The organism is Burkholderia guangdongensis, from assembly GCF_013403875.1.
Lineage (GTDB): Bacteria > Pseudomonadota > Gammaproteobacteria > Burkholderiales > Burkholderiaceae > Burkholderia > Burkholderia guangdongensis.
Genome location: NZ_JACBNX010000014.1, coordinates 26412 through 38426, shown reverse-complemented (window position 1 = coordinate 38426; position 12015 = coordinate 26412). Strand labels below are relative to the sequence as shown.

At 66.2% G+C, this 12015-nt stretch carries 8 protein-coding genes; 6 read left to right on the top strand and 2 right to left on the bottom strand.

Features of this window, described 5'->3' with window-relative positions; translation table 11 throughout:
- Window positions 1-62 precede the first annotated feature (62 nt).
- The 3 genes from atpD (at window position 63) to HZI36_RS14560 (ending at window position 3794) form a co-directional block, all read left to right on the top strand.
- Entirely contained in the window at window positions 63-1457 is a 1395-nt protein-coding gene (gene atpD / locus HZI36_RS14570) for a F0F1 ATP synthase subunit beta (protein ID WP_179403355.1), read from the top strand.
- Window positions 1458-1466: 9 nt separating this feature from the next.
- On the top strand, window positions 1467-1892 hold the full coding sequence (locus tag HZI36_RS14565; RefSeq protein WP_179403354.1) for a F0F1 ATP synthase subunit epsilon: 426 nt from the start codon (window positions 1467-1469) through the stop codon (window positions 1890-1892).
- Between the two features lie 165 nt (window positions 1893-2057).
- Window positions 2058-3794, top strand: coding sequence for an AMP-binding protein (locus HZI36_RS14560; protein ID WP_179403353.1), 1737 nt, complete (start codon window positions 2058-2060; stop codon window positions 3792-3794).
- Between the two features lie 376 nt (window positions 3795-4170).
- Here the strand turns inward: HZI36_RS14560 and HZI36_RS14555 are convergent, their stop codons facing one another.
- Window positions 4171-4368, bottom strand: coding sequence for a hypothetical protein (locus HZI36_RS14555; protein WP_179403352.1), 198 nt, complete (start codon window positions 4366-4368; stop codon window positions 4171-4173).
- Window positions 4369-4375: 7 nt separating this feature from the next.
- Window positions 4376-5170, bottom strand: a complete 795-nt coding sequence (locus tag HZI36_RS14550) for a transporter substrate-binding domain-containing protein (protein WP_179403351.1) — start codon at window positions 5168-5170, stop codon at window positions 4376-4378.
- 178 nt (window positions 5171-5348) lie between these two features.
- On the opposite strand from HZI36_RS14550, the gene hemE reads away from it, so the two are divergent.
- From hemE to HZI36_RS14535, 3 genes are all read left to right on the top strand, one after another.
- Window positions 5349-6443 (top strand): uroporphyrinogen decarboxylase, encoded by a 1095-nt coding sequence (gene hemE, locus HZI36_RS14545; RefSeq protein ID WP_179403350.1) that lies wholly within the window; start codon window positions 5349-5351, stop codon window positions 6441-6443.
- A gap of 448 nt (window positions 6444-6891) precedes the next feature.
- Window positions 6892-9189 (top strand): primosomal protein N', encoded by a 2298-nt coding sequence (locus tag HZI36_RS14540; protein WP_179403349.1) that lies wholly within the window; start codon window positions 6892-6894, stop codon window positions 9187-9189.
- Window positions 9190-9460: 271 nt separating this feature from the next.
- Window positions 9461-11968, top strand: a complete 2508-nt coding sequence (locus tag HZI36_RS14535) for a type VI secretion system Vgr family protein (RefSeq protein WP_179403348.1) — start codon at window positions 9461-9463, stop codon at window positions 11966-11968.
- Window positions 11969-12015 lie beyond the last annotated feature (47 nt).

Sequence of the window (12015 nt, the reverse complement as noted above, 5' to 3'; positions counted from 1 at the left end):
CCGACCGCTCGGGAAACTGCGCCTTTGCGCGAGTAAAGAATCAGGTATTTAAAGGAAAAGCGATGAGTACTGCTGCTTTGGTAGAAGGCAAGATCGTACAGTGCATCGGCGCCGTTATCGACGTGGAATTCCCGCGCGCGAACATGCCGAAGATCTACGACGCGCTCATTCTGGATGGCTCGGAACTGACGCTCGAAGTCCAGCAGCAGCTGGGCGACGGCGTGGTCCGCACCATCTGTCTGGGTGCCTCCGACGGCCTGCGCCGTGGCCTCGTGGTGAAGAACACGGGCCTGCCGATTTCGGTGCCGGTCGGCAAGCCGACCCTCGGCCGTATCATGGACGTGCTGGGCCGTCCGATCGACGAAGCCGGTCCGATCGACAGCGCGAGCAAGCGTTCGATCCACCAGAAGGCGCCGGCGTTCGACGAGCTGTCGCCGTCGACCGAGCTGCTCGAAACGGGCATCAAGGTCATCGACCTGATCTGCCCGTTCGCGAAGGGCGGCAAGGTCGGTCTGTTCGGCGGTGCGGGCGTGGGCAAGACCGTCAACATGATGGAGCTCATCAACAACATCGCGAAGGAGCACGGCGGTTACTCCGTGTTCGCGGGCGTGGGCGAGCGTACCCGTGAAGGGAACGACTTCTACCACGAAATGAAGGACTCCAACGTTCTCGACAAGGTCGCGCTGGTGTACGGCCAGATGAACGAGCCGCCGGGCAACCGTCTGCGCGTCGCGCTGACCGGCCTGACGATGGCCGAGCACTTCCGTGACGAAGGCCTCGACGTGCTGTTCTTCGTCGACAACATCTACCGTTTCACGCTGGCCGGTACCGAAGTGTCCGCACTGCTCGGCCGTATGCCGTCGGCGGTGGGCTATCAGCCGACGCTGGCTGAAGAAATGGGCAAGCTGCAGGAGCGCATCACGTCGACGAAGAAGGGCTCGATCACGTCCGTGCAGGCCGTGTACGTCCCTGCGGATGACTTGACCGACCCGTCGCCGGCCACGACCTTCGGCCACCTGGACGCAACCGTCGTGCTGTCGCGTGACATCGCGTCGCTCGGTATCTACCCCGCGGTGGATCCGCTCGACTCGACGTCGCGCCAGATCGACCCGAACGTGATCGGCGAAGAGCATTACTCGATCACGCGCGGCGTGCAGCAGACGCTGCAGCGCTACAAGGAACTGCGCGACATCATCGCGATTCTGGGCATGGACGAACTGTCGCCGGAAGACAAGCTGTCGGTCGCGCGTGCGCGTAAGATCCAGCGTTTCCTGTCGCAGCCGTTCCACGTCGCGGAAGTGTTCACGGGTTCGCCGGGCAAGTACGTACCGCTGAAGGAAACGATCCGCGGCTTCAAGATGATCGTCGAAGGCGAGTGCGATCATCTGCCGGAGCAGGCGTTCTACATGGTCGGCACGATCGACGAAGCCTTCGAGAAGGCCAAGAAGATCCAGTAAGGAGCTTTCATGGCTACCATCAAAGTAGACGTCGTCAGCGCGGAAGAGCAGATCTTCTCCGGCGACGCGAAATTCGTCGCGCTGCCGGGCGAATCGGGTGAACTGGGCATTCTGCCGGGTCACACGCCGCTCATCACGCGGATTCGTCCGGGTGCGGTGCGCATCGAGGCTGAAAACGGCAACGACGAGTTCGTGTTCGTCGCCGGCGGCATTCTCGAAGTGCAGCCGGGCGCGGTGACGGTGCTCGCCGACACCGCGATCCGCGGCAAGGATCTCGACTCGGCGAAGGCCGAGGAAGCGAAGAAGCGCGCCGAGGAAACGCTGCAGAACGCGAAGTCGGATCTCGACCTCGCGAAGGCGCAGTCGGAACTCGCGACCGCAATGGCGCAACTCGAGGCGATTCAGCGTCTCGCGAAGATTCGCGCGAAGCACTGAAGCACACGCTTCAGTCGGAAGAAAGCAGCCCTCGGGCTGCTTTTTTTTCGCCCGCACGTACTATTTCAGCCAGTGCCCGGGAATCGATGTCAGAGTGTCGTCAGCGCGGCGGAGAATAATCCGCACCATCGTCGCACCGACGACCAGACAATTCGGGAGACAGACATGGCTGCAGCATCACGCGTGGGCGCGCTGATCGCGCCCGAGAACGGCCTTTCATCCGTGCGCGGCGCGACCGACGTGCCGCTGTCCGACGCGACGATCGGCGCGTTCCTGCTCGACACCGCACGGCGCTTTCCCGACCGGCCCGCGGCCGTGTTCCGCGAGCAGCGCGTGCGCTGGACCTGGCGCGAATTCGCACACGAAGTCGATGTGCTCGCGGCGGGGCTGCTCGCGCTCGGCGTCACGAAGGGCGAGCGCGTCGGCATCTGGTCGCCGAACCGCAGCGAATGGCTGCTCACGCAGTTCGCGACCGCGCGCGTCGGCGCGATTCTCGTCAACATCAATCCCGCGTACCGGCTCGCCGAGCTCGAGTACGCGCTGAACAAGGTCGGCTGCCGGACGCTGATCGCGGCGGAGCGTTTCAAGACGTCCGCGTACGTCGAGATGCTGCGGACGATCGCGCCCGAGCTCGCGAGCGCCGCGCCCGGCGAACTGCACGCGGCGCGCGTGCCGGCGCTGCGCACGGTCGTGTCGATGGGCGCGGTGTCGGCACCCGCGCCGGCGGGGATGCTCCGCTTCGCGGACCTGATGGACCGCGGCCGCGCGTCGCTCGATGTATCCGCGCTCGACGCGCTCGGCGCGGCGCTCGCGTCGAGCGAGCCGATCAACATCCAGTTCACCAGCGGCACGACCGGCAACCCGAAGGGCGCGACGCTCACGCATCGCAACGTCGTCAACAACGCGCGCTTCATCGCGAGCGCGATGCGCTTCTCCGAAGCGGATTCGCTGTGCATCCCGGTGCCGCTGTATCACTGCTTCGGGATGGTGCTCGCGGTGCTCGCCTGCGTGTCGACCGGCGCCGCGATGGTGTTTCCGGGCGAGGCGTTCGAGCCGGCCGCGACGCTCGAGGCGGTCGCGGCCGAGCGCTGCACCGCGCTGCACGGCGTGCCGACGATGTTCATCGCGGAGCTCGATCACCCGGACTTCGCGAAGTACGATCTGTCGACGCTGCGCACCGGGATCATGGCGGGCTCGCCGTGCCCGATCGAGACGATGAAGCGCGTCGTTACGCGGATGCATTTGTCCGAGGTGACGATCGCGTACGGGATGACGGAGACGAGCCCGGTGTCGTTCCAGAGCTCGACCGACGATCCGCTCGAGAAGCGCACGACGACGGTCGGCCGGATTCAGCCGCACCTGGAGGTGAAGATCGTCGATCCGATCGGAGACGTCGTGCCGGTGGGCGCGACGGGCGAGCTGTGCACGAAGGGCTATTCGGTGATGCTTGGTTATTGGGACGACGAAGCGAAGACGCGCGACGTGCTGATCGACGGCTGGATGCACACGGGCGACCTCGCGACGCTCGACGAGGACGGTTACTGCAACATCGTGGGGCGGCTGAAGGACATGCTGATCCGCGGCGGCGAGAACGTGTATCCGCGCGAGATCGAGGAGTTTCTGTTTCGCCATCCGAAGATTCAGAACGCGCAGGTGTTCGGCGTGCCGGACCCGAAATACGGCGAAGAAGTGTGCGCGTGGATCGTGCTGCGCGCGGGCGAGCAGATGAGCGAGGAGGACGTGCGCGCGTTCTGCCACGGGCAGATCGCGCATTACAAGATTCCGCGCTACGTCCGCTTTGTCGACGAGTTGCCGATGACGGTGACCGGGAAGATGCAGAAGTTCGTGATGCGGCAGAAGATGATCGACGAACTGAAGCTCGACGTGCAGAAAACCGCGTAAACTGCGCAAACGGCGGCGGCCGGGGGGGCCAGTGCACTTTCGATGGACGAAAAAAAGCGGGCTCTTGAGCCCGCTAAAAACCACACGCTACGGGGTTAGCGCGAGGAGACCAATGATGGAATGCATCGGCGTGTGCCGAGAACGACTCCAACAAGGATGCCCCTGGGCAGGGCTTCGGTACATGACCGACGGTTCGTCGTGCTTCGCGTCCGCTCACACTTCACACACGAGACCGCATCCTTGTTGCAATCGTTGAAAGCCATTGTGGGCGAATTGACTGGGAGTGGCGGTAACAAAGTGTTTCAGGTTGTAACGCCCGCCGGATAAGGCTTTGCGGGATTTTTTGCTGTTTTTTGACGCGCGGAAAAGGTCATTTTTACCAACTTTTCGCGCGGGGCTTCCAACGGATGCGCGCGATGCGTTTTTCACGCGCGTTTGGCTCGACGAACGCCCGTTTGACGCGACGAAAATTGCGCTGCACCGACGATTCGATGCAGGACGGCGCATTCATCGGAAAGATTTTGAAACCCGATCGCGTGGTCGCGCGGCCCGGCGCCGCGCCTGCTTGCGTCATTTGCGTATCACTTCAGCCACTTGTCCGAGATCGCCTGGAACTCGCCGGTCGCGCGCGTCAGGTGTAGCCACTGATCGACGTACTGCTGGAACACCACGTCGCCGCGCGGCACCATGTACGCTTTCTCGCCGAACTGGAACGGCTGGTCCGGATGCACGGAGCACAACCCGGGGTTCAGCTTTTGCTGCAGCAGCGTCTCCGACGCGTCGGTCACCATCACGTCGGCACGGCCGTCGAGAATCTGCGGGAAGATCGTTACGTTATCCGGATAGACGGTCACGTTCGCGCGCGTGAAATGCTGCTTCGCAAAAAGCGCGTTCGTGCCGCCCGGGTTCACGATCACGCGCGTGCCCGGCTGGTCGATCTGCGCGATCGTCTGATACTTGCCGGCGTCCGCGCAGCGCACGATCGGCGTCTTGCCGTCGGTCATGTACGGCGCGGTGAAGAACGCATGCTTCTGCCGCTCGAGCGTCGTCGATACGCCGCCGACCGCGATGTCGCACTTCGCGACGAAATCGGCGGTCAGGTTCGGCCAGCTCGTCTTCACGTATTCGGCCTTCACGCCGAGCGAGTGCGCGAGCGATTCGGCCATGTCGATGTCGATGCCCTCGAATGTGCCGTCGGCGCGGTAGTACGAATACGGCCGGTAATCGCCGGTCGTGCACACGCGCAGCGTGCCGCGCGCGAGCACGTCGTCGAGCCGCGAGCCGCCGGCGGCCGCGGTGCCGTCCGTCGCCGCGTGCGCGGCGCCATACGCGAGCAGCGCCGCGCATGCGGCGATCGTTCCCAGTGCCTGTTTCATCGGATCTCCTCTGTTTGTGTTGTTCGCTTGTTCGTTCGCTTGTGTCGCTCGATAGGCGGGACCGATCATAGCTGACCCATTGCGCGCGTCATATGGCCGCCATCGTGCCGCGCGCGCAGCCCCGCACGTGCGCTCCGGTAGAATGCTCCTTTGCCCTCGCATCGCCGACTTCGAGACCGTGGCCCATACCCTGCTCAACGACACTTTCCTGCGCGCGCTGCTGCGCGAGCCGACCGACTACACGCCGATCTGGCTGATGCGCCAGGCGGGCCGTTACCTGCCCGAATACAACGCGACGCGCGCGCGCGCGGGCAGCTTCCTCGGGCTCGCGAAGAACCCGGACTACGCGACCGAGGTGACGCTGCAGCCGCTCGAGCGCTTCCCGCTGGACGCCGCGATCCTGTTCTCCGACATCCTGACGATTCCCGACGCGATGGGCCTCGGCCTCGATTTCGCGGCCGGCGAGGGGCCGAAGTTCGCGCATCCGGTGCGCACCGAGGCCGACGTCGCGAAGCTCGCGGTGCCGGACATCGGCGCGACGCTCGGCTACGTGACCGACGCGGTGCGCGAGATCCGCCGTGCGCTGACCGACGGCCAGGGCCGGCAGCGCGTGCCGCTGATCGGCTTCTCGGGCAGCCCGTGGACGCTCGCGTGCTACATGGTCGAAGGCGGCGGCTCGGACGACTTCCGCACCGTGAAATCGATGGCGTACGCGCGGCCCGACCTGATGCACCGGATCCTCGACGTGAACGCGCAGGCGGTCGCCGCGTATCTGAACGCGCAGATCGACGCCGGCGCGCAGGCGGTGATGATCTTCGATACCTGGGGCGGCGCGCTCGCCGACGGCGCGTATCAGCGCTTCTCGCTCGACTACGTGCGGCGTGTCGTCGCGCAGCTGAAGCGCGAGCACGACGGCGTGCGCGTGCCGGTGATCACGTTCACGAAGGGCGGCGGACTGTGGCTCGACGAGATCGCGGGCACCGGCGTCGACGCGGTCGGGCTCGACTGGACCGTGAACCTCGGCGCGGCGCGCGAGCGCGTCGCGGGCCGCGTCGCGCTGCAGGGCAACCTCGATCCGACGATCCTCTTTGCGCCGCCGACCACGATCCGCGAGCACGCGCGCGCGGTGCTCGACAGCTACGGCAATCACCCGGGCCACGTGTTCAATCTCGGGCACGGGATTTCGCAGTTCACGCCGCCGGAGCATGTCGCGGAACTCGTCGACGAGGTGCACAACCACAGCCGCGCGATTCGTAGCGGAGCCGCGCGCTGAAAGCAAGTGGCGCCATGCTGCGGTGCAAAGTGACCGCGTTGCGCGCGCCGAACTAAACAGGGCGCAACCCCGCTCCCGTGGATATTCCGGCGCTTGTCAAGACTTGACTTATGCACATTTTCCACGTTGCAGCGCGGTAGAGTGGCACATCGGTCAAATTGTCTCGCCATGGTGCGGAAAATTGGATAACGGCCTTGTGGAATAAGGCTTCGCGGCCCGCGCGGCCGGATGCGCGAAGGCAGTCGAAGGCGCGGCCCGGCGCGCTTTCCGCGCAACAGGCAGTGAGTTCTCAACAAAGTTATCCACAGGCCGGTCAGGGTAAACGAAGATTCTTAATGAGAATCCAAAACTTAGCGCCGAATCTGAAGTTTTACTTTAACTTGCCGGCCACCTCGCCTGCCGATGCGAACGATGGCTGCGGCGCACGCGCGGCGGTGGCGCGGCGCTGATGGACCGCACGTATCTGCGCGTCGCGCTCGATCATCCGCTCGCGACGCTGTTCGACTACCGCTACGACGCGCCGCAGCCCGCGCCGGCGCCCGGCACGCTCGTCCAGGTGCCGTTCGGCAGGCGGCTTGCGGTGGGGCTCGTCTGCGAAGTGGCGACTCACACCGACGTGCCCGCCGAACGGCTGCGCGCGGTCGAGGCGATCTGTGCGGACCTGCCGCCGCTGTCGCGCGACTGGCTCGAGCTCGTGTCGTTCGCCGCCGACTATTATCAGCGCGGCCGCGGCGAGGTCGCGCTGCCGGCGCTGCCGCAGGCGCTGCGCGACGCCGGCCGCTGGGGGCGCCTGCTCGCGCCCGAGATCAGCTATCGCATATCGGAAGCGGGGCGCGCGACGCTGCCCGACGCGCTGCCCGCGCGCGCGGCCGCGCTGCGACGCCTCGCGCAGGCGCTGTGCGACGCCGGCGCGCTGACGCTGCCCGACGCGCGCGCGCTGCATCCGAAGGCCGTCGCGACGCTCGACGACTGGGCGGCGCGCGGCTGGGTCGTCGTCGACGAGATCGGCTGGGCCGATGCGCCGCAGTCTGTGGATAACTCGCCGGCTTCGGCTTCGGCTTCGGCTTCGACTTCTGCGGCGGCGGCCCTGACCGGCCGCGCGGTCGCGCCGACGCTGACCGAGCAGCAGGCCGACGCGCTCGCCGCGATCGGCGCCGCGCAGGGCTTCGCGCCGTTCCTGCTTCACGGCGTGACGGGCAGCGGCAAGACCGAGGTCTATCTGCATGCGCTCGCGGCCCTGCTGAGCGCACGGCCCGACGCGCAGGCGCTCGTGCTCGTCCCCGAAATCAACCTGACGCCGCAGTTCGAGGCCGCGTTCCGCGCGCGCTTCGCGGGCACGCTCGCGCCGGACGCGATCGTCACGCTTCACAGCGGGCTCGCCGAGGGCGAGCGCGCGCGCAACTGGCTCGCCGCGCACGTCGGGCGCGCGCGGATCGTGCTCGGCACGCGTCTCGCGGTGCTCGCGTCGCTGCCGGGGCTCGCGCTGATCGTCGTCGACGAGGAGCACGAGCCCGCGTACAAGCAGCAGGAAGGGTTGCGCTATTCGGCGCGCGATCTCGCCGTCTGGCGCGCGAAGCAGCTCGGGATTCCCGTGGTGCTCGGCTCCGCGACGCCGTCGCTCGAAAGCTGGTGGCAGGCCGAGCAGGGCCGCTATACGCGGCTCACGCTGTCGCGCCGCGCGGTGGCCGACGCGGTGCTGCCGACCGTGCGGCTCGTCGATCTCGAAGAGGAGCGGCGGCGCGGGCGCGCATCGATGGGCGGGCTGTCCGGGCCGCTCGTCGCCGCGCTGAAGGCGCGGCTCGAGCGCGGCGAGCAGAGCCTCGTGTTCCTGAACCGGCGCGGCTACGCGCCCGCGCTCGCGTGCGACGCGTGCGGCTGGGTCGCCGGCTGCCCGCGCTGCAGCGCATACGTCGTGCTGCACAAGCCGGAGCGCGCGCTGCGCTGCCATCACTGCGGCTGGGAGGCGCGGATTCCGCGATCGTGCCCGGAATGCGGGAACGTCGACGTCGCGCCGCTCGGCCGCGGCACGCAGCGCGTCGAGGAGACGCTCGCGGAAGCCGTGCCGGGCGCGCGGATCCTGCGGATCGACGCGGACAGCACGCGCCGCAAGGGCAGCGCACAGGCGCTGTTTTCCGACGTGCACGCGGGCGAGATCGATATCCTCGTCGGCACGCAGATGATCGCGAAGGGGCACGATTTCCAGCGGGTGTCGCTGGTCGGCGTGCTGAATGCGGACACCGCGCTGTTCTCGCACGATTTCCGCGCGAGCGAGCGGTTGTTCGCGCAGCTGATGCAGGTCAGCGGCCGTGCGGGCCGCGCGGGGCTGCCGGGCGACGTGCTCGTGCAGACGCGCTATCCGCGCCACGCGCTGTATCACGCGCTCGCGCGGCACGATTACGTCGGGTTCGCGAACGCGACGCTCGCGGAACGGCGCGACGCGCATCTGCCGCCGTTCGTCTATCAGGCGCTGCTGCGTGCCGAGGGGCGCACGCTGGATGCCGCGCTCGCGTTTCTGACGCAGGCGGCGGCCGCGCTGCCGGGGCTGCCGGGCGCGGACCGCGTGACCGTCTACGACGCAGTGCCGATGACGATCGTCAAGGTCGCGAACGTCCACCGTGCGCAATTGCTGCTCGAGAGCGCGTCGCGCGCGGCGCTGCAGCATGCGCTGCGCGCATGGCAGCCGTTGCTGCGCGCGCTGAAGGGCGTACTGCGGTGGAGCGTCGAGGTCGATCCGCTCGATATCTGAAGGCCCGGTTCGTCACGGATGAAGCAAGCGGTCAAAAACTTGCGGATGATCAAGGATCATTGCTGCGTTACTTTGGCGCCGTACCGGCTTTGATATGATTTTTGCCCTATCGAGCCGGGTTCGCGGCGTTGTCTCCTCGACCGCCCGGCCTCGATATTCAGGGCTGCTCATTGAGTCGAGCCCTCGTTTTTCGGTGGTGTAACGCGCGCGGCCTCGACCTTTGGATGTCTAGTGACGGTCGGACGCGCGCTCCACGAAACGGGGTAAGCGTATGGCTGTCGAGGTGCTGAAGAAGGTGCTGCGCGGAGGCTACGCGCAGTTCGAGCGTGTCGTCAAACTCGACACGCCGCTCGGTGCGGACTGGCTCGTGCCGCTTTACGTCAAGATCAACGCGCGGCTCGGGCGCAATTTCGAGGTGACCGTCGATGCATCGTCGGTCGTCGGCGACAAGATCAAGCTCAACGCACTGATGCTGCAACCCGTCACGCTCTGGATTCGCCAGACGGACGGCGGCTATCTGCCGATTCATGGCTACGTGCAGCGCGTTCGCCGCCTCGGAAGCGACGGATCGCTCTCGTACTTCCAGCTTCACTTCTCCTCCTGGCTCGGCTTCCTGAAGCTGAGCAGCGACCGGCGCGACTGGCAGGAAGCCAGCGGCTGGCAGATTCTGACCGACGTGTTCGACAAGCATCCGCAGGCGAATGGCCACTACGGGTACGAACTGCGCACGGCGATCCGTTCGTATTCGCATCGCGTGCAGTGGGAATCCGACTGGAATTTCGTGCACCGGAGCCTGGAGGAAGTCGGCGTGTTTGCGCGCTTCGATTTCGCGAAGGACGGCAGGTCGCATCAGGTCGTCATGATGGACGATCTGTATTTCGGGCCGTCGCTGCCGAAGCCGGAAATGAAGTTCAGCCATGCGGGCAGGGACGAGGCGTTCGACGGGTTGACGCAATTGAGCGAGCAGCAGGACGTACAAAGCGCGACGCTGACGCTCGGCACGGCCGACTACAAGCGTCCGGATCTCGACAAGCAGGTCAGCATGTCCGCGGCGAATCTGGAGGCGTTGCCCGGACAGGGCGAGGATTACCTCTATACCGGCTCGCAGACGTGGCCGGTCATGGATGCCGGATACGAGCAGGCCCGCATCCGCACCGAAGAATGGGCCTCGCGGGCGAAGCGCTACTTCGCGGTCGGCAGTCCACGCTACGCGTTGCCCGGCTACTGGTTCAAGGTGACGGAGCATCCGGTCTTCGACACGCTGCCGGACGAGGATCGCGAGTTGTCGATCATCGCGAGCGACTGGCTGATTCAGAACAACCTGCCGGGCATGGACGCGCTCACGCACTTTCCGCGCAGCCTGCGCGGCGAGATCGAGCAGGCGCAGGCGGCTGGGGCCGGCACGGCGGTTCCGCACCTGGATGGCGGCGTCGGTTTTTTTCAGGTCGAGATCGAAGCGCAGCGCCGCCGCGAGCCGTTTCGCAGCCCGTTCGAGCACCAGAAGCCCGAGATGCACTTGCAGACGGCGATCGTCGTGACGGACAGCGACGAAGAAATCCACACGGACGACGGCAACCGCGTGCGGGTCAGGACAACGAACAGCCGGAAGGACCGCAATACGAGCTCGACGCCGTGGATTCGCGCGGCGATGCCGGACGCCGGCGCGAGGCGCGGCGGCTACTTCCCGCTGCGCAAGGGCGACCAGGTGCTCCTGGGTTTCGTGAACGGCGACTGTGACCGGCCCGTCATCATCTCCAGGCTGCACGGGGGCGCGACGATGCCGGTGTGGCATTCGCATGGCCTGCTGTCCGGCTTGCGGTCTCGGGAATACGGTGGGGATGGGTTCAATCAGCTGGTGATGGACGATGCGAGCGGCCAGAACCGGGTTCACCTTTACTCGTCGAGCTACAGCTCTCACCTGCATTTAGGCTACCTGATCGAGCAGTCCGACAACACGCGCGGCGCGTTCCTCGGCAACGGGTTCGACCTGAAGTCCGGCGCATACGGCGCCGTGCGCGCCGAGCAGGGGCTCTATGTGTCGACGCAGCCGGCCACCGCGCAACCGCTGAACGTAACGGCCGCGACCGGGCCGCTTGCCGGTGCTGAAGCCGTGTTCGAAACCGTGTCGAAGGCCAGCGAAACGAACCGGGCCGAGAGCCTGCAAGAAGGCCAGAACGCACTGAAGACATTCACCGACGCGACGCAGCGTACGGTCGCGGGTTCGACCCGCGGCGGGCGCACGGCGGGCGGCGGCACGGGCAACGCAAATGGCTTTTCGAAGCCGGTGATGCTGCTGTCGAGCCCCGAGGGCATCGCTGCGTCGACGCAGCAATCCGTGCATATCGCGGCGAACCTGCATGCGAACGTGGTGGCCGGAAAGGACGTCAATCTGGCGGCCGGCAAGTCGCTGCTGGCAAGCGTGCTCGACAAGATCAGCCTGTTTGCGCAGAACCTCGGCATCAAGATTGTTGCGGCGAAGGGGCCGGTGGACATCCAGGCGCAAAGCGGTCCGGTCGCGTTGGTGGGCCTGGAGGACGTGAAGGTCGAAAGCGCAAACGGACGGCTGATTCTGACGGCCGCGAAGGAAGTGTGGATCGGCGCGGGCGGCTCGTATATCAGCATCAAAGGCGGGCTGATCGAGAACGTGACGACCGGACAGATCCTGGAAAGATGCGGGAGTTGGGACAAACCGAGTGGTGCGAGCGGGACGATTCGCGATCCATTGCAGACGACGCCGGTTTCGACCGATCGCGGGCGCGGCTCGCTGTTTTCCGGCTGATGCCGGGTCGGCCGTCGTCCGCGCAGCAACAAAAACGAAAAACGAGA

Coding starts and splice junctions, on each gene's coding strand:
- atpD (WP_179403355.1), top strand. CDS start 63: ATGAGTACTGCTGCTTTGGTAGAAGGCAAGATCGTACAGTGCATCGGC.
- HZI36_RS14550 (WP_179403351.1), bottom strand. CDS start 5,170: ATGAAACAGGCACTGGGAACGATCGCCGCATGCGCGGCGCTGCTCGCG.
- HZI36_RS14535 (WP_179403348.1), top strand. CDS start 9,461: ATGGCTGTCGAGGTGCTGAAGAAGGTGCTGCGCGGAGGCTACGCGCAG.
- HZI36_RS14560 (WP_179403353.1), top strand. CDS start 2,058: ATGGCTGCAGCATCACGCGTGGGCGCGCTGATCGCGCCCGAGAACGGC.
- HZI36_RS14540 (WP_179403349.1), top strand. CDS start 6,892: ATGGACCGCACGTATCTGCGCGTCGCGCTCGATCATCCGCTCGCGACG.
- HZI36_RS14555 (WP_179403352.1), bottom strand. CDS start 4,368: ATGACGCAAGCAGGCGCGGCGCCGGGCCGCGCGACCACGCGATCGGGT.
- HZI36_RS14565 (WP_179403354.1), top strand. CDS start 1,467: ATGGCTACCATCAAAGTAGACGTCGTCAGCGCGGAAGAGCAGATCTTC.